14 protein-coding genes are annotated in these 18310 nt (G+C 71.3%); 7 read left to right on the top strand and 7 right to left on the bottom strand.

Going from position 1 to position 18310, the window contains the following annotated elements; genetic code table 11:
* The first annotated feature begins 117 nt into the window (after positions 1–117).
* On the top strand, positions 118–828 hold the full coding sequence (locus tag VSH64_RS27885; RefSeq protein WP_326565683.1) for a response regulator transcription factor: 711 nt from the start codon (positions 118–120) through the stop codon (positions 826–828).
* Positions 818–2590: a sensor histidine kinase gene (locus VSH64_RS27880; protein WP_326565682.1), complete on the top strand. Its 1773-nt coding sequence runs from the start codon at positions 818–820 to the stop codon at positions 2588–2590. Before VSH64_RS27885 ends, VSH64_RS27880 begins: the two co-directional genes overlap by 11 nt.
* Before the next feature lie 291 nt (positions 2591–2881).
* Here the strand turns inward: VSH64_RS27880 and bcp are convergent, their stop codons facing one another.
* The 6 genes from bcp to VSH64_RS27850 form a co-directional block, all read right to left on the bottom strand.
* Positions 2882–3358 carry a thioredoxin-dependent thiol peroxidase gene (gene bcp, locus VSH64_RS27875; RefSeq protein ID WP_326565681.1) on the bottom strand — a complete coding sequence of 159 codons (477 nt, stop codon included), beginning with the start codon at positions 3356–3358 and terminating at the stop codon, positions 2882–2884.
* Positions 3359–3372: 14 nt separating this feature from the next.
* Positions 3373–3909, bottom strand: coding sequence for a hypothetical protein (locus VSH64_RS27870; RefSeq protein WP_326565680.1), 537 nt, complete (start codon positions 3907–3909; stop codon positions 3373–3375).
* 180 nt (positions 3910–4089) lie between these two features.
* Positions 4090–4272: a hypothetical protein gene (locus VSH64_RS27865; RefSeq protein ID WP_326565679.1), complete on the bottom strand. Its 183-nt coding sequence runs from the start codon at positions 4270–4272 to the stop codon at positions 4090–4092.
* A 915-nt stretch (positions 4273–5187) separates the two neighbouring features.
* Positions 5188–5562 carry a type II toxin-antitoxin system death-on-curing family toxin gene (locus VSH64_RS27860; RefSeq protein ID WP_326565678.1) on the bottom strand — a complete coding sequence of 125 codons (375 nt, stop codon included), beginning with the start codon at positions 5560–5562 and terminating at the stop codon, positions 5188–5190.
* Positions 5559–5762 carry a hypothetical protein gene (locus tag VSH64_RS27855; RefSeq protein ID WP_326565677.1) on the bottom strand — a complete coding sequence of 68 codons (204 nt, stop codon included), beginning with the start codon at positions 5760–5762 and terminating at the stop codon, positions 5559–5561. The genes VSH64_RS27860 and VSH64_RS27855 overlap by 4 nt, the downstream gene beginning before the upstream one ends.
* Positions 5763–8458: 2696 nt before the next feature.
* Entirely contained in the window at positions 8459–9364 is a 906-nt protein-coding gene (locus VSH64_RS27850) for a LysR family transcriptional regulator (RefSeq protein WP_326565676.1), read from the bottom strand.
* Positions 9365–9471: 107 nt separating this feature from the next.
* Between VSH64_RS27850 and VSH64_RS27845 the strand changes: the two genes are divergently transcribed.
* Both VSH64_RS27845 and VSH64_RS27840 read left to right on the top strand, forming a co-directional pair.
* Positions 9472–10215: an SDR family oxidoreductase gene (locus tag VSH64_RS27845; protein ID WP_326565675.1), complete on the top strand. Its 744-nt coding sequence runs from the start codon at positions 9472–9474 to the stop codon at positions 10213–10215.
* Between the two features lie 23 nt (positions 10216–10238).
* Positions 10239–11249, top strand: a complete 1011-nt coding sequence (locus tag VSH64_RS27840; RefSeq protein WP_326565674.1) for an alcohol dehydrogenase catalytic domain-containing protein — start codon at positions 10239–10241, stop codon at positions 11247–11249.
* An 86-nt stretch (positions 11250–11335) separates the two neighbouring features.
* On the opposite strand, the gene VSH64_RS27835 is transcribed toward VSH64_RS27840, so the two are convergent.
* The gene (locus tag VSH64_RS27835) at positions 11336–12244 is read right to left on the bottom strand and encodes a TetR/AcrR family transcriptional regulator C-terminal domain-containing protein (RefSeq protein ID WP_326565673.1); all 909 of its coding nucleotides are present in this window, start codon (positions 12242–12244) and stop codon (positions 11336–11338) included.
* 118 nt (positions 12245–12362) lie between these two features.
* On the opposite strand from VSH64_RS27835, the gene VSH64_RS27830 reads away from it, so the two are divergent.
* The 3 genes from VSH64_RS27830 to VSH64_RS27820 all read left to right on the top strand — a co-directional run bounded on the left by VSH64_RS27830 (position 12363) and on the right by VSH64_RS27820 (position 18297).
* A complete protein-coding gene (locus tag VSH64_RS27830; RefSeq protein WP_326565672.1) occupies positions 12363–13466 on the top strand; it encodes an FAD-dependent monooxygenase in 1104 nt (367 codons plus the stop codon).
* A 123-nt stretch (positions 13467–13589) separates the two neighbouring features.
* Positions 13590–15788, top strand: a complete 2199-nt coding sequence (locus VSH64_RS27825) for an outer membrane protein assembly factor BamB family protein (protein WP_326565671.1) — start codon at positions 13590–13592, stop codon at positions 15786–15788.
* A gap of 49 nt (positions 15789–15837) precedes the next feature.
* A complete protein-coding gene (locus VSH64_RS27820; protein WP_326565670.1) occupies positions 15838–18297 on the top strand; it encodes a CehA/McbA family metallohydrolase in 2460 nt (819 codons plus the stop codon).
* Positions 18298–18310: the final 13 nt, after the last annotated feature.

Raw genomic sequence — 18310 nt, 5'->3', positions numbered from 1 at the left:
TGGGTCCGGAGGCCACTATCGCGGCGAATTGTCAGGAAGCCGTCAGGAAGCGGTGCTGATCCGGTGTTCCCGCCGCGCTGGCTCGCTCGGGCGGGCGGAGATCCTTATGCTCGCAGCATGTGCGCTGACATCGTGCTCGCGGAGGACGACCCGAAACAAGCGGAACTCGTCCGCCGCTACCTCGAGCGGGAACGCCACTCCGTGGTGGTCGTGCCCGACGGCCGGGACACGCTCGACCTCGTGCGCCGCCGTCCGCCGGACCTGCTGGTGCTCGACGTGATGCTGCCGGGCATGGACGGGCTCGAGGTGTGCCGCATCCTGCGCGCCGAGTCCGACGTGCCGGTGCTGATGCTCACCGCGCGGTCCACTGAGGACGATCTGCTGCGTGGTCTGGACCTCGGGGCCGACGACTACATCACCAAGCCCTACAGTCCGCGCGAGCTGATGGCCCGGGTGCGCACTTTGTTGCGCCGCACCAAAAGCGCGGCTCCCGCAGGTGGGCCGCTGCGCGTCGGCGCGCTGACCGTGGACGTCGGGCGGCACGAGGTGGCCGTGTCCGGGACGCTGGTGGAGACCACGCCGGGTGAGTTCCGGCTGCTCGAGGTGATGGCCGCGCACCCGGACCAGGTGTTCACGCGCGGGCAGCTGCTGGAGCACCTGCACGGCTTCGACCGCTACATCACGCAGCGCGCGATCGACGTGCACGTGATGAACCTGCGCAAGAAGATCGAGCCGGCGCCGCGGAAACCGCAGCGGCTGCTGACCGTGTACGGCGTCGGCTACAAGCTCACGGCGGGCCCGGCCGGGGAGGAGACCCGTGCGCCGTAGCCTGCTGGTCCGGCTGATCGCGGTGTCGGCGCTGGTGGCCGTGTGCGCGATCGCGGCCACGGCGTGGCTGGCCGCGCGCACCACCACCGGTGCGATCAAGCAGGAACAGGGCCAGGTGTTCGCCGACGACGGCACCATCTACCAGGGCCTGCTCGCCTACGCGGCCGCGCACCCGAGCTGGGACGGCGTGGCCGGGATCGTGCACACCTACGCCGCGGACACCGGCCGCCGCGTGGTGCTGGCCACCCCGCAGGGCAAGGTGATCGCGAGCTCCGACGCCGATCCCGGCAAGCTGCCGCCGCAGCCGTCGGTGGTGATCGACCCGCTGTCGGTGGACCCGGGGCTCGGCGTGCAGTCCACACCGGACCGGATCGACCCCGCCGCCGTGGGCCCGTACAACCTGCCGCCGGACGAACGCACCAGGCTCACGAGCGCCGCGCGGCGGGTGCTCGAGTGCGTGCAGCAGCACTCGAGCCTCGGCACCATCGAGACGTCGCCCGGCGGCCATCCGCGAGTGGTGGCGGATGACCCGTTCGCGCTCACCCGGTGCAACGGCGCGGGTCTCGAGAAGCCGACCAAGACCGAACAGGCGGCGCTCACGAAGCTGCAGGGCCTCGTGAACGATTGCCTCGGCCGCAGCACGGTGAGCGCCCCGGCGGCGCAGCTCACCTCGCTTTCGTGGACCTTCGCCGGCCCCGAGTCCGCCGCGACGGACACGCCCACGCAGAACTGCCTGAACTCGGCGCGCCGGGAGCAGCTCACGCCCTACGTCGCGCCCGCCGCGTGGCTCTACATCACGGAGAAGGGCAGCGACCAGCCGCCGAGCGGCTTCACGCTCTCGGCCGACAATCAGGTGCGCCTGGCCGAGGTGGCCGGCGCGATCCTCGTGCTCACGGTCGTGGCCACCGGTCTCGCGTCGATCCGGCTGATCCGGCCGCTGCACGCGCTCACGGGCGCCGCGCAGCGCATGGAGGCCGGCGAGGCCGGGGCGCGCGTGCGGGTGAAGGGCAAGGACGAGATCGCACGGCTGGCGCGGGCGTTCAACGACATGTCCGAGGCGCGCGAGAAGCTGGAGGTCGCGCGCAAGGCCATGGTCAGCGACATCGCGCACGAGCTGCGCACCCCGCTGGCCAACATCCGCGGCTGGCTCGAGGCCACGCAGGACGGTGTGAGCCGCCTCGACGACGAGCTGGTCGTCTCACTGCTCGAAGAGGCGCTGCACCTGCAGCACATCGTCGACGACCTGCAGGACCTCGCCCTCGCCGACGCCGGCGCCCTGCGCGTGCACCCGGAGCCCATCGACGCCAACTCCCTGCTCACCCAGCTCGCCGCGGCCCACACCGCCCGCGCCGACACCGCCGGCGTGAGCCTGTTCGTGCGCACCATGCCCGACTCGGCCGTGACGGCCGACCCCGTGCGTCTTCGCCAGGCCCTGGACAACCTCGTGTCCAACGCCGTCCGCCACACCCCCCGCGGCGGCTCCGTCACCGTGAGCGCCACCCGCTCGGGGCCGGACGTCGTCTTCTCCGTGACCGACACCGGCGTCGGCATCGCCTCGGCCGACCTGCCCCACGTCTTCGACCGCTTCTGGCGCGCCGACAAGGCCCGCACCCGCGGCCCCTCCGGCGGCAGCGGCCTGGGGCTCGCCATCGTCCGCAACCTGGCCCAGGCCCACGGCGGCACCGTCACGGTGCGCAGCGTGGTGGGCGAGGGATCGACGTTCACGCTGCGGTTCCCGGCGGAGGGGCTTTCGGAGGGGTGACGCGGGGGTTTCGCCCTCGTGGCTGGGGTCAGGTGTTGATGCCGAGGTCGCTTGGCGACGTGGCCGGTGGCGCGGGTGTTGGAGAAGGCCTGGGCACAGTTCGCGTTCGTCGCCGTGATCGGTGGGCGCGGTGGCGTTGCGAAGGTCGCCGATTTTTCCAGGCTGTGACAGTGGTCGATGCGCCCCGGGGCGTGCCAAGCAGCGTGAGTCGGCGTCGCCGGGTGAGAGCGCCGCTGGTTGAGCGAGCCGAAGCCCCGCCTCGGGGGTGAGCCCGAGGCGGGTGGGCGTGCGTCAGGCGTTGATACCGAGGTCGCGGATGAGCTTGGCGACGTGGCCGGTGGCGCGGACGTTGTAGAAGGCGTGCGCGATCTTGCCGTCGGCGTCGACGACGAAGGTGGAGCGGATCACGCCCTGGTAGACGCGGCCGTAGTTCTTCTTCTCGCCGAAGGCGCCCCAGGCGTTGAGGACCTGCTTGTCGGGGTCGGCGAGCAGCGGGAAGGTGAGCTCTTCCTTCTCGACGAACTTCGCGAGCTTCTCCGGGGAATCCGGGGAGATGCCGAGGATCTGGTAGCCGGCGTTGTTGAGCTCGGCGAGGTTGTCGCGGAAGTCGCAGGCCTGCTTGGTGCAGCCCGGGGTCATCGCGGCCGGGTAGAAGTACACGACCACGGACTGGCCGCGGAAGTCGCTGAGGGAGACGCTCTTGCCCGTGCTGTCGGACAGGGTGAAGTCGGGGGCGGCGTCGCCGGGGGAGAGTCGCTGCTCGGTCATGACGGCAGCGTAATTCAGACGGCCCCGCAGTACGTGGCCACGGCGGGCTCGCTCGCGCTGGGGCGCAGCTGCACCGTGAGCTGCGTGATGCGGTCGGGCACGGCGAAGGCGAGCGTGAGCTGGGCCGAGCGGCCCTGCTGCAGGTCCTTGCCGGCGTCGGTGATGCCGCCGAGGCCCTGCGTGGCGTCGACGACCTGCTTGGTGGGCCTGCCGTTGATGCTCGCGACTACGGAAAGGCCCGAGAGGCGGTAGGAATCCGCGCCGTTGTTGGTGATCTCGATGCCGAACGACGCCGCGCGCGAGCTACGCGGATAGGCCGCCGCGCTGGGCTGGAACGACTGCGGGGCCGACACCGAGATCGTGACCCCGCTGGCGAACCGGTGTTCGGCGCCGAACTGCAGGTCACGGGGGGTCTGCGCGGCCGCGGCCTTCGCCGGGGCGCCGCCACCGCCGAGCGCCGCCGTGCCTTCCTGCGCGTCGACCCCACAGGCCGCCACCGCCATCAGCAAACAGGCGGAAAGCAACAGCTTCGGGGTGCGCGCGGGCGCCATCTCGGTTTACTCCAGTCGGGGCGGGGGCTCAGGCCGTTCGGCGTAGTGACCGAAGTCGACCCGCTCCACTGTCCCTGCACATGCACGTGCGCGCGCACGAAGACGCGGACCTGGTGTACAGCCGTGGCCGATCCGTGACCGAAAGGGCACTCCGGGTGACAGTCGTCACCGATGTGCCACTTAAACGGCGAAGGCGAACAAGAGGATGAAGATCGCCACGCCGACAGCCCACGCGATCATCAACCAGCCGAAGTCCCGCACCGGATCGACCGCGCGGCTCTCCTCACCCGGGATGTACACGCCGCGGTTCTCGAACCAGTCCGTCCACTTGCGCAACAGGCGCAGCGGATTACGTGACGGCACGCCCCACCTCCCGGATCGGCTTCGCGCTGCCAGCCTACGGGGGAGTCGGCTGCCTGGTGAAGGAGAGTCGGCGGGGTGAGGTGGCGCTCGGTGTGGCGTGTCTGGCTGGTGGGTTGGTCAGGCGAGGTCGGCGAGGCGGGTGGCGATGCGGGGCGGGCGAGGGGGTGCTCGGTTTGGTGTGTCTGCCTGCCGAGTTGATCAGGCGAGTCGGCTGGGCGGGGTGTGGGCAGGGCGAGGCAGCGCTCGGCGTGGTGCCTCTGGCCGCTGGGCTCGCTAGGCGAGGTCGGCTAGGCGGGTGGCGATGCGGCTGCTGGGTCGGTACGGCCGCTGGTCGGTCGGGCGAGGTTGGCTACGTGGGTGGTGATGCGGGGCGGCGAGGTGCTCCTCGGTGGGGTGCGTCTGTCGGCTGGGGTTGGTCAGGCGATGTCGGCCAGGTGGGGTGTGGGCAGGGCGAAGCGGTCCTCGGCGTGGTGCCTCGGGCCGCCGGACTTGCTAGGCGAAGTCGGCTAAGCGGTCGGCGATGCGGCCGCTGGGTCGGTCAGGCGAGGTCGGCTACGCGGGTGGCGATGCGGGGCGGCGAGGTGCTCCTCGGTGGGGTGCGTCTGTCGGCTGGGGTTGGTCGGGCGACGTTGGCCAGGTGGGGTGTGGGCAGGGCGAAGCGGTCCTCGGCGTGGTGCCTCGGGCCGCCGGGCTCGCTAGGCGAGGTCGGCTAGGCGGTCGGCGATGCGGCTGCTGGGTCGGTGCGGTCGCTGGGTCGGTCGGGCGAGGTTGGCTACGCGGGTGGTGATGCGGGGCGGCGAGGTGGCCCTCCGTGGGGTGCGTCTGCCCGCCGTGTTCGGTCAGGCGACGTCGGCCAGGTGGGGTGTGGGCAGGGCGAAGCGGCCCTCGGCGTGGTGCCTCGGGCCGCTGGGCTGGCTAGGCGAAGTCGGCCAGCCGGGTCGCGATGCGGGGCAGGTCGAGGCGGCCCTGGACGACGTCGTGGACGAAGGGTTCGGCGGCGTCCTCGTCGAGGGGGTGGCGGAGGGGTTTGTCGTTGAGGCCGAGGAAGAACCAGGTGGCCGTCCAGGCGAGACGCTTGTTGCCGTCGATGAGCGGGTGGCCGCGGCCGAGGGATTCCATCAGCGCGGCGGCCTTTTCCCAGACGCCGGGGTACGCGTCCTCGCCGAAGACCGACGTGCGGGGGCGCGCCGCGGCGGCGGCGAGGATGCCGGTGTCGCGCACAGCGAGTTCGCCGCGCACCACGCGCCGCGCGACGATCATCAGGTCGTGGATGGTGAGGTACTCGGTCATCGGGCCAGCCGTTCGTTCAGTTCGGCGCTGGTTTCGAGGACGTGGTCGAGCACCGTCGCGCGCTGCTGCGCCCGCGACGCGACGGCGGTCATCAGCGTCTCCCGCACGTACTCCTGCAACGTCCGCCCCTCGGCGGCCGCCAGCCGTTCGATCTCCTGCACCTCGCCGTCGCTGAACTCGACCGGCAGCATCTGACCCATACCCCGAACCATAAGGCCTCGGCCGCCGCCGCGAACCCCGATTTTCCCCGGTGCACCGGCGGATTCGACCCGAATGGCGGCGCGTCGTGCCGCTGCCGTCCGGCCTGCCATGCGCGGCCCAGCCGGACCCGGCTTGTCCCGGGCTGGCGCGGCCTGGCTCGCACTGCCGGCCCGCGACTGCGGCGGCTGTCTGGCCGGCACAGAATCTGGCCGGGGTTGGTCGGGCGGCGAGGCGCTGCGCCGTGGTCGCCTGATCGGGATTTGGGCTCGGTGGGGATCGGACTCGGCAGAGGGAGGGCCCGGCAGAGGGCGGACTCGGCGGGGATCGGAGCCGATGGGATCGGAGTCGATCGACATCGAAACCCGACGGGGATCGAATCCGATGGGGATCGGACCGGCCAGGGATCGACTGTGCCCGAGCCTGTCTTCACGGCGTGGTACTTGCTTCGGCTGTCGGGCTGGCCGGCGAACCCAGTCAGCCCCGCCACTCCGGGCGGATCTACCTCATCGCCAGCCCGCGCTAAGCGAAGACACCGGTCTACTAGATCACCGCGGGCGGCGACGGGGATCGAATCCGATGGGGATCGGGCCGGCCAGGGATCGACTGTGCCCGAGCTTGTCTCCACGGCGTGGTGCTTGCTTCGGCTGCCAGGGTCGCCGGCAAACCCAGTCGGCCCCGTCAGTCCCGGGCGGATCTACTTAATCACCAGCCCGCGCTGCGAAGACACCGGTCTACTGGATCACCTCGGGCGGCACTCGCTTCGGTGCTGAGGACACCACTCGGCGACATGACCGGGGCTAGCCGGCCGGCGGATGGGGTGGTTGTCCCGGAGGCGTCGAGCCCGGCGAGGGTTGCGCGGGAGCGGCGGGCCGGGGTTGGCCGCTCGGAGATGGGGCCGTGCCCGGCCAGGGTTGGCTGGGAGTCGAGGCTTGCCAGGCCGGGCTCGGTGCTGCGGTGGTCTGCGGGTCTGGCGGAGACATGGCCGGTCCGGACTGTGCCGACGGAGCGATGCCTGCGACGGTGCGCGAAGGGCCTTGCCACGGTTGCGGTTGTGGTGTGGTGCCCGACCAGGCCGATGCTTGAGGTGCGGTGCCTGGCCAAGCCTGGGCAGTACCCGGCCAACTCTGGTCGGGTGTGGGGGTGCCTGGCGAAGCCTGGGCAGTACCCGGCCAACTCTGGTCGGGTGTGGGGGTGCCTGGCGAAGCCTGGGCAGTACCCGGCCAACTCTGGTCGGGTGTGGGGGTGCCTGGCGAAGCCTGGGCAGTACCCGGCCAACTCTGGTCGGGTGTGGGGGTGCCCGGCCAAGCCTGGGCAGTACCCGGCCAACTCTGGTCGGGTGCGCCGGTGCCTGGCCAAACCTGGATGGGTGCAGGCTGACCCTGACCCTGACCCTGACCGTGACCGTGACCCTGATCCTGGCTGGGTGTGGCGGAGCCTGGCCACCCCTGGCCCGGTGCAGAGCCTGGCCAGGGTTGTCCCGGTTGGCCAAGCGCGGCGGAGCCCGGCCACCCTTGTCCCGGTGGGGTTCCGCCTTGCCAGGCTTGGCCGGGTGGTGGCGAGCCCGGCCACTGCTGCCCCGGAGCGGGCCAGCCTCCGGGCGTTCCCGCGCCGCCGCCGTAGGTCGCCGGCCAGGTGGGGCTGGGTGAAGGCAGCATGCCCGGCAGCGCCACCGCCACCGCCGGCACCCACAGCAGCACCGCGATCGCCGCGGGGATGCCGCCGGTGAGGAAGACGTCCTCGAAGACGGAGGCGCGGCGGATGCCGAACATCGCGGCGGAGGCAGGGACCGCGAGGACGACCTGGACCACGGCGCCGAGCAGCAGCACGCGGGCGGGCCGGGTGCGGCGGGTGGCCAGCAGGACCGCACCGACCAGGGTGGCGAGGGCGGCCAGGGCGATGAGCAGGTGGAAGTACGGTGCGGGGTTGAGGTTGAAGTGCTTGCTCAGCTCCACGATTTCGTCACGCAACAGCACCAGCTCGCACACCCCGACGATCGCCGCCAGCACGAGCGCCAGCACCACCCGCCCGGATTCCTGCGGTGTCGACGCACCCACGATCCGATCCCCCTCCGTCATCAACCGGTCACGTACAGCATAGAGATCACCCCCGACAATTCAGGGCGACCACTGCGCCGTCGCGCGCGAGAAGTCTCGGCGAGCGCTTGGGCAATCCGGAAAATCCGCCTTGCGCAGGGAATCCACCGAAGCAGACGGGCGCCGATGTGGATCAGCCCGATCGACGCCTGGGCGTGGTGGGCGGGGACACCCCGGGTCTGCGCGAAGTCCGCCTCCGGGCGTCTCCCCCGTGAAAGGTGTCTTCGGTGTGGTGCTCTGCGCGGCCGCGATCGCCCTCGTGGTGGAAGAAGGTCCCAGCGAGCCCAGTCGCACAAGCCGGATTCCTCGGTGCGCCGGTACTCGTCGGAATGGTCAACGCCGTGTGCGAAGAAACGAGACACCGGCGCCTCGTGTTGTTCGCTGGGGGAAGGACGACCTCCCCGGGGCGGACGCCCCTCGCTGGTTCGTGCCGGCGTTCACCGGGCTCGTCCCGCCCGAAATCCTGCGGTGGCAAGGTCATCAGCTGAAGGCACAGTGCTCAAGAAACAGTCCTAAAAGGACTCAAGACCGCCGCACTACGAGCAGCCACCGCGATCATCGCCTCGACAGCCCCGCAATTCACCCCCTGCCAACCCGAAACATCACACCGGCGTCGGCCGTGTCACGCGTTTGCTCTCTTCCAACAGCAGGTCGAGCAAGGGATTGGAGTTCTCCCGCAGCCAGATCAACGCCAGGCCCAGCGGGGCGGCGTCCTCGAGCGGCAGCCAGACCAGCCGCGGATACGGGAAATACGCGGCGGTCGACGCCGGCGCGATCCACGAACCACGCCCGGCCGCGACGTGGTGCAGGCACTCCTCGGGCGTGCGCCCCTGGGGGCCGTAGACCGCGCGCGAGCCGTCCGGGCGCGGGTCGATGAACCAGAACTTCACCACCGCGTCCGGCATTCCGTCGCGCGGGCCGACGATCGGTTCGCAGACCAAATCGGACACTCTCAGTGAGGTGCGGTGCGCGAGGCGGTGCCCCGGTGGCAGCGCGACCCAGCGCGGCTCGTCGAGCAGGCGGTGGCTCACGAAGCGGCGGTCGTCGCCGATGGGGAGCCAGAGGAAGGCGGCGTCGGCGGTGCCGGCGAGGAGGGCGTCGAGCTCGTCGGGCAGCGTGTGCACCGCGAGCGGCACCACCTCCACGTCCGGGGCCACCCGGTGCAGCGAAGTTTCGACGTCCGGCAGGAAGTGCGCGGTACTCTGCGCCTTGAACGCGATCCGCAGCCGCCCGGACAGGCCCGAGCCCACGAGCCGGGCCTCGGCCACCATCGCGTGCGTCGCCGTGAGCAGTTCGCGGCCCTGCTTCAGGAACACCTGCCCGGCCGCGGTGAGCTCGACGCCCCACGACCGGCGGCGGACCAAGGGCGTGCCGGCCACGCGCTCCAGCTGCCGGATCTGCCCGCTGACCGCCTGCTGGGTCATCATGAGCCGCCCGGCCGCGCGGGTCATGCTGCCCTCGTCGGCCACGGCTTCGAGGGCTTTGAGCAGGCGCAGATTCAGGTCCACCGCCCGATCCTCGTCACAACGGATCGTTGTGGCAACCACAACGATCCCGTGTTTCCCTTTCCCGCACCCCGGCCGGACCATAGCTGTATTGACATAGGGGAGCACTTATGAATCTCAGCGGAAAAGTGGCGCTCGTCACGGGATCGTCGAAAGGTCTCGGTCGGGCGATCGTGCTCCGGCTCGCGGAGCAAGGCGCCGATGTGGTCATCAACTACTCCCGCGACGCGGCCGCCGCCGAAGAAGTGCAAAAGGCGGCTGAGGCCCACGGGGTGAAGGCGCTCGTGCACGCGGCGGATGTGTCCCAGGTGGACGGCATCGTCGATCTTTACGACGCAGCGATCGCCGCGTTCGGCAAGGTTGACATCGTCGTGGCGAACGCGGGAATGGAAAAGGTCAACATTCCCGTCACCGATGTCACCGAAGAAGATTTCGATCTTCTCTTCCGGGTGAACACCAAGGGCCCGTACTTCGTGCTCCGCGAGGCCGCCCGCCGCATCGCCGACGGTGGCCGCATCATCACGATCTCGTCGAACACCACCACGGTGCCGCAGTTGGGCGTCGGGCTCTACGGCACGAGCAAGGTCGCCACCGGTTACCTCGTGAAGGTGCTGGCGATGGAGCTCGGCCCGCGTCGCGTCACCGTGAACACGGTGGTACCGGGCCCGATCGACGGCGCCGGGATCTTCACCGATCCGGCCAACGACGAATACAAGCGCAGTTTGATCGAAATGGTCCCGATCGGGCGGCTGGGAACCACGGAAGACGTTGCAGGTGTGACGGCATTTCTCGCCGGGGACGACGCCGGATTGATCACGGGACAGCAGCTCGTCTGCGACGGCGGAATGCACTGACCACCGAAAGGAATTGTGGGAAAATGACAGGGACAATGCGTGCCGCCCAGGCTCAGGAACCGGGTGCTCCGTTCGTGGTGGTCGACCTGCCGATCCCCGAGCCGAAGCCCGGCCAGGTGCGGATCAAGGTTCACTCCTGCGGTCTTTGCGGCGGCGACATGATCCCCCGGATGGGTCTGTTCGGCACGCAGCTGCCGCGTGTCCCCGGGCACGAGATCGCGGGTGAGATCGACGCGGTGGGCGAAGGCGCCACGATGTGGAACGTCGGCGACAAGGTCGGTGTCGGCTGGTCCGGCGGCGTCGACTTCACCTGTGAGTACTGCCGCCGCGGTGACTTCACCAACTGCGTGAACCGCACGATCGTGGGTGCTTCCTACGACGGCGGTTACGCCGAGTACATGGTCGCTCCGCAGGACGCCGTGGCCCGCATCCCCGAGGGCCTGGCGTTCGAAGAGGCCTCGCCGCTGATGTGCGGTGGCATCACCGCCTTCAACGCGCTGCGTCACTCGAAGGCCGGCCCCGGCGACCTCGTCGCGGTGCAGGGCGTGGGCGGCGTCGGCCACCTCGCCATCCAGTTCGCCAACCGCATGGGCTTCCGCACGGTCGCGGTGAACCGCGGCCGCGGCAAGGAAGAGCTGGCGCGCAAGCTCGGCGCCGACGAGTACATCGACAGCACCGAAGGCAGCGTTGGCGATTCGCTGAAGAAGCTCGGTGGCGCGTCGGTGGTCCTCGGCACGGTCGATCACGCCGACCTGCAGTCGGACCTGATCAACGGTCTGCGGCCCAACGGCCAGGTGATCGTGCTCGAAGGCCAGCAGCCGATCCAGGTCACCGGCCACGTGCTCGCCACCGACCGCCTCAACCTCTCCGGCTGGTACAGCGGCGTGGCGCGCGACAGCGAAGACACGATGAACTTCGCCGTGCTGCGGGGCGTCCGGCCGATCATCGAGACCTTCCCGCTGGAGAAGGTCGAAGAAGCGTTCCAGCACATGCCGAAGGCCAACATCCGCGTGGTCCTCAAGATCGCGGACTGACCTCCCGGTCCGGAAAACGCGCTCACCCCGCCCCGGGGGTGGGCGCGTTTTCCCTTTCCGGCGCGGGGTTCACGGCCCGGCGGCACTCAGTCGGCGTAGCGCAACGCCACGCCGTCGAGCAGAGACCGCAGCCCGAGCTCGAACAGCTCGTCGAGATCCAGGTCGTAGCCCTCTTCGCCGAGCGTGGTGAGCATCCGCGTGAACAGCGGGTGGCGGCCGCCGGCCATGATCGCCGCGTGGCCCGGCTCCTGCGTGGTCAGCCACTCTTCCTCGGTGAGCCCCGACGCGCCGGCCGCGTGCCGCTCGCGTTCGAGGTGGATGGCGACGCCCTGGATGTAACTGAAGAACAGTACGTGCAAGTCGCAGAGCCGAGCCGCCGGCAGGCCGAACCCGTCGAGGGCCGCGAGCGCCTGCTCCGCGTGCGTGGCCAGGTTGGCCAGCGGCAACGGCCGCGTGATCGGCGAGAGCTGCGCGAGCCACGGGTGCCGCCGGTACAGCGACCACAGCGTGCGGGCGACGAGCTCGAGCCGCACGCGCCAGTCGCCGGCCGGACGCACGGGGTAACCACGTTCGCCGAAGGCCGCGTCGGCCATGAGCACCACCAGCTCTTCGCGCCCGGCGACGTAGCGGTACGGCGCCATCGCCGCGACCCCGAGCCGCGCCGCGACCCCGCGCATCGACAGCGCGGCGAGGCCTTCCTCGTCGGCGATGGTGATGGCCGTGCGCACGATCCGGTCGCGCGAAAGCCCCGGTGGCCGCGGCCGGGCCCTGGTGTCGGCGCGCCGGCCCGCGACCACGGTGCCGGACCGCGGTTCGGCGCGCACCAGGCCATCCTGGCCGAGCGCGGCGAGCGCCTTGGCCGCGGTGGCCGGGGCGACGCCCCACTCGGTGGCGATCCGCCTGGTCGAAGGCACCTTCGCGCCCGGCACCAGCTCGCCGTCGGCGATCCGACGGCGAAGCTCGGCGACGATCTCCAGGTAGCGCTGCTCGACCATCCCGGCTCCGATCTGACCTAGTACAGCTGACCATCTGTACTAGGTCAGTTTTGGCACTGTCTCCTGGCCGAAGCCAGTGTGTTCGACGTAAGGATACGGCCAACACCTGGAGGAAACCATGCGTACCGTCCTCATCTCCGGCGCCGGCATCGGCGGCCCTACACTCGCCTACTGGCTGCACCGCGCCGGGTTCTCCGTCACCGTCGTGGAGCGCTCGCCGGAACCGCGCCAGGGGGGTCAGGCGGTGGACGTGCGCGGGGTCGCGCTCGACGTCGTGGACCGGATGGGGCTCGGCGAGCAGCTGCGCGCACTGCGCACGCGGATGCGCGGAATGTCCGTGGTGGACGGTTCGGGCACCGAACTGTTCCGTTCGGAAGAGCAGACCTACAGCAGCGGCCGCCTCGACAGCCCGGACGTCGAGCTGGTCCGCGACGACCTCGTCGCCCTGCTCCACGGGGCCACCGGACACGACGTCGAGTACGTCTTCGACGACTGCGTGACCGCGCTGCAGCAGCACGAACACGGTGTGCGTGTGGAGTTCGAGCGCGGTGGTTTCCGCACGTTCGACCTCGTCGTCGGCGCCGACGGCCTGCACTCGGCCGTGCGGCGGCTGGCCTTCGGCCCGGAAGAGCGGTTCGCAACGCACCTCGGGCAGTACCTGGCGATCTTCCCGGCGCCCAACCTGCTCGGTCTGGACAACTGGCAGGTCTGGTTCCGCGACGGCGAAACCGGCGGCGCCGTGTACCCGGTGCACGACAACACCGAGCTGCGGGTGACCCTCGGGTTCGGATCGGAGCCGCTGGCGTACGACTACCGGGATGTGGTGGCGCAGAAGGAGATCGTGGCCAAGAAGCTGGCGGGCGCGGGCTGGGAGGTGCCGCGGCTGCTGTCCGAAATGGCCGGTGCGCCGCACTTCTACTTCGACGCCATGCAGCAGATCCACCTGGACACGTGGAGTACCGGACGTGTGACGCTGCTCGGCGACGCGGGCTACTGCGCGTCGCCGCTTTCCGGCCAGGGCACGAGCCTCGCGCTCGTGGGCGCCTACATGCTCGCCGACGAACTCGCCCGCCACCCCGACCACACCACCGCGTTCGCCGCCTATGAAACGCGGTTGCGCCCGTTCGTCGCCGCGAACCAGGCGTTGGCGACGGAAAACCCCACCGGCCCGGCCTCCGAGGAATCCGTGAACCACGCGAAAAACGCGATCAGTCTCACGTAACCCCCGAAGACCCGAGCAGAGCTTGGTCCGGCGTTCAGCCGCGCCACGGCGGTGCGTCAGGTCGGCGTTACCCGATCAGGTGAAGGTTGGCAGGTTCAGCTTTCCCCGAACGGAGGAACACCGATGGTCGACGAGCCCTGCCGGCACGACGGATTGCACCGAAGGGCCTTTTTCGGGCTCGCCGCGGGAGCGGTGTCGGCCCCGGTGCTGGCCACCCTGCTCGGTGCCGCGCCGGCGCAGGCCGCCGCATCGCCGGCAACCGCGGGCCGGCCGGGCCGCGGTCTCAAGTTCGCCGCCGTCTCGGACACGCACGTGAACACCACGAGCCCGCAGTCGACCACGTGGCTCACGCAGGTGTACGCCTCGATCGCACGCCGCGACCCGGACCTCGTGCTGCACTGCGGCGACATCACCGACACCGGCCTGCCCGACGAGTACGAGCAGTACGGCAAGGTGCTGCCGGCCTCGCTGCGCGGGAAGATGCACTACTCGCCGGGCAACCACGAGACGCGGTGGGACGCGTCGGCCAAGGAGGAGTTCCACAGCCACTTCGGCCCCACGCCGTATTCGTTCGACGCCGGTGGTGTGCACTTCGTGGGCTTCGACCCGACGCAGGTGCTGCAGGAGCCCGGCCACTACGGGCCCGCCGGCCTGGACTGGCTGGAGCGCGACCTGCGCCACGTGCGGCGCGACACCCCGGTGGTGCTGTTCCAGCACTTCCCGTTCGGCAACGAGTTCTACTACGTCGACGACCAGCCGGCGGTGCTCGACGTGTTCGCCGGGCACAACCTGCGCGGCGTGATCGCCGGCCACGTGCACCGCGAGGACGTGACCCGCTTCAACGGCCTCACGCAGACGACCTTGAACGCCGTGCGCAACGGCCCGATCTACTACTGGGCCGAGAAGACCACGGCCGCCGACGGCACCGAGGTGCTGGACGTGCGGCGGGTCACCGTGGCCGCCGACGGGACCGACACCGAGGCGCCGTTCGCGACCATTCCGCTCACCGGCGGCGGGCAGGGTCGCGAGCAGCGGCCGCGGTACGTCCACGTGGGCAAGGTTTCCGGCGGCTCGCTGCCGGTCGAGGTGCGGGCGTCGGCGACGCGGCAGGTCGGCGTGCAGCCGTATCCGCAGGCGGTGTTCGGCGGCACGAGCCCGGCCGCGTGGCAGCCGCTCGTGGGGTCGGGGGACCGCTGGACCGGCAGCGTCGACGTGTCCGCCCTCGCGCCGGGCCGACAGCGGCTGCAGGTGCGCGTGACCGCGGCCGACGGCAGCTGGTGGGAGCAGGTGGTGCTGTTCACCGTGCCCGCGGTGGCGGGCGACCCCGTGGACCGGTGGCAGGCGCAGCTCGCGGGCTCGGTGCAGGGCGGCGTGACTCTCGCGGACGCGCGCAGCGGCCTGGTGCTGGCCGCGTCGTCGGCCGGTGAGGTGACCGCGCTGCGCCGCGGCGGCCACCGCGAGTGGCGCACGCAGCTCGGCCCGGTGTACCGGCGTCCTGCGGTGAGCGGGACGCTGGCCTTCGTCCCCTCGGCCGACCACCACCTCTACGCCCTGGATGTCCGCACGGGCAAGCGGGTGTGGGCGTTCGACGCGAAGGCGCCGGTCGTGAGCGCGCCGCTGGTCTCCACTGTGGACGGACACGAGCAGGTGGTGTTCTCCGCGGGGCAGGCGCTGTTCGCGGTGGGTACCGACGGCCGGCGCCGCTGGTCCGTGCCGGCGCGCGGGTTCTCGTCCGGGCAGGCGGCGAGCGACGGCGAGCGCGTGTACACCGCGGCGGCCGACGGCTACGCGCGGGCGCACGACGCGCGCACGGGCGAGCAACTGTGGGCGTACCAGATGGTGTCCGGTGTCGAGAACCACGTCGCGCTCTACAGCGGGTGGGACACCGTGGCGGCGCTCGGGGGTGACGTGGTGATCGTGGCGACGGTGTCGAGTGCGATCGCGCTCGACACCGCCACGGGTGCGCTGCGCTGGACCGTCGCCGGCAGCGCGATGTACGCGCCCGCGCTCGTCGTGGGCTCCAGCGTGCTGCTGACCACCGAGTGGGGGGTGCTGACGCTGGTCGACCTCGCCACCGGAAAACCGTTGTGGACCACCAACCTCGCGCTGCGCGTGTTCAACGCGGGCGTCGCGATCAGCGACGGCACGGCGTGGGTGCTGACCGTCGACGGCAAGGTGATCGGCGTCCGGCTCGCCGACGGCGCCCGGCTGGGCTGGCTGCAGCAGAGCCTCGTGTACACGTTCGGCCGTCCGGTGATCGACGGCCGAACGCTCGTGGTCGGCGACCAGAACGGTGTCGTGCACGGGATTTCCCTCCCCTGAAAACCACCGGCGCCGAAACTCGGCGCCGGTGCTCGGAAGAAGGACAGAGATGGGCCTCACTCGAAGACAGTTCATCGTGGCGGGCGGCGCGGTCGCGGCGTCCGGCTTCGTCGCCACCCCGGCGCTCGCCTCGACGCAGGGGCTGCCGCTGCTCGGAGGCTGGCCCTTCGGCAGCGGTAAGCCGAAGGGCCAGTGGCTCGTCGGCGACACGCACGTGCACGACGACCACTCGTCCGACGGCAGCCTGCCGCGCCAGCAGTCGAAGCAGGCGCTGCCGGGCAACCTGCCGGTCGGCGACCAGATCGGCCAGGCCGAGCACACCGGGCTCGACTTCCTGCCGCTCACCGACCACCGCACGTACGACCAGCACTGGGATCCACAGTGGACTTCGGACAAGCTGCTGCTGATCCCCGGTGAAGAGGCCAACGGCTCGCCGCACGCGATCGTGCTCGGCGCGGTCGACAACGTGGTGGACGGCGCGAACCCGCCCGGCTCGGCGGCGTTCCGGCACGTGCAGCAGTCCATTTGGGACGCTCGCTCGCAGGACGCGGTGTGGCACGTGGCGCACCCCGACGACGGGGAGTACACCCGGGAAGCCGGGCCCAACGACAACGCCAGCGTGCAGGGTGTGCACAACATCGAGGTGCTCAACGTCTCGACGGATCCCGACGCGCAGCTCGAGTTCGCGGAGAACCGCTGGAACCGCGGTTACGTCACCGGCGTCACCGCCGCCAGCGACTGCCACTTCCGTGAGCTGTGGGGCATCGCCGGCCCCGGCCAGCCCGCCACACGCGTGTTCGCGGGCGGGCGCAGCGTCCGCTCGATCCTCGACGCGCTGAAGGCCGGCCGCACCACCGTGTCCTCTGGGGTGGCCGGCCCGTTCGTGACGATCGAGGCCGACCTCGACGGCGACGGCCGGTTCGAAGCCATGGGCGGTGACGAAACCGTGGTCGGCTCGCGCAAGCTGCCGAAGCGCGCCGCGCTGCGCGTGCGGGTGCGTCAGGGCGTCGGCACGCGGCTGCTCGTGTACGGCACGCCGGGCCGTTCGGCCGCGGCGCTGCTCGACACGACCGTGCGCGGCAACGACGACACGCGCACCCTGCCGCTCACGCTGTCCGGCGACCACGTGTGGTTCCGCGCCGAAGTGCGTTCGCCGGGCAGCGCTTCGGGCGCCGACGCCGACCCGACCCTGCCCGACCAGCTGCGCGCGGCGACCTCGCCGGTGTTCGTGTCGGTCGGCCGCGTGGCCACGCCGAAGCCCGAGATCCCCTTGCCCGCCGGGGAAACCGGCCGCGACAACGCCGCGGCGGTGCTCGGCGGCAGCGGCGAGTTCACCGGGTTCGCCGACGTCGCCGTGACCGGCAACGACGTGCACGTGGTGGCGCAGCGCCACGCCGACGGCCGTAGCACCGTCGTCTACAAGCGCGTGGACCGGCGCGGGTTCGGGCTCTTCGAGGTGGAGCTCTCCAGCGGTTCGGCCACGGCCACCGCGCCGCGCATCGCCGCGTCCGGGCACGACGTGTGGGTGGTGTGGCAGGACGAGCGCGGCCACGAGCAGCCGCACCGGCCCGCGATCTACCTGCGCCACAGCGCCACCGGCGGCCTGCTGTTCGGCCCCGCCGTGCGCCTCGACGCCGGCACCGGCCGGGCCGTGCAGCCGGCCATCGCGCTGCTCAGCGGTGGTCAGCCGGTGGTCACGTGGGCCGACAACACCGGTGGCGCGTTCGACGTGTTCGCGCAGGTCGTGGGCGTGGACCGCAAGCCGCTGAACCTCTCGGCGGCGGGCAAGGCGGTGAGCGCGGGCAACCGCGCAGTGGACGCCCGCTCGCCGCGCTACCCGGCCTCGGTGTTCCCGACCGTCGCCGTGGGCCACGACGACCGCGTCCTCGTGGCGTGGCAGGACGACCGCTTCGATCCCGACCCCCTGTGGACCGGCCACACGCCGCCCGCCGGGCAGCCGGCCTCGGGCGGCACGGACCCGGACAACTGGCAGATCCTCGCCAGCTCCCGCTCGGGCACCCGTGGCAGCTGGGGAGCGTCCGTGCAGGTCAGCGCCGTGACCGACCGCGCCGACCGGCACCCGAGCGCCGCCGTCGACCACTCGGGTGCGTTCGTGGTCGCCTGGGACAGCGGCGCGCTGCAGAGCTCGGGCGCGAACCTGTCGCTGCGGTCGAGCCGCTCGGCCGACGGCCGCACGTGGTCGGCGGGCACGCCGTTCGCGCTCGAACCCGCCGCGATGAGCCAGCGGCCCCGCCTGAGCCGCGACCCGGACGGCACCGTCCGGGCCGTCTGGTACGACTCGCGCGCGGCGGACTGGCGCTGGAAGGTGTTCACGGCCCGTCTCACGTCGGCCGGGTGGTCGGCGCCGGTGCAGGTCACGAAGCCGGGGAACGCCACGTTTCCCGCGGTGTCGGGTGGCGTGGTCGCCTTCACCTCGGACCGCAACGCGACCCGTGGGCAGCGTGACGGGACGCAGCAGGTGCACGTGGTGGACACCGGCGGTCGCTGATGCCCGGGGCCTG

Origin of the sequence: Amycolatopsis rhabdoformis (genome assembly GCF_035918295.1) — a bacterium.
GTDB classification, from domain to species: domain Bacteria; phylum Actinomycetota; class Actinomycetes; order Mycobacteriales; family Pseudonocardiaceae; genus Amycolatopsis; species Amycolatopsis rhabdoformis.
The sequence above is the reverse complement of the archived record's forward strand: the minus strand, read 5'-3'. Positions and strand labels throughout refer to the sequence as shown.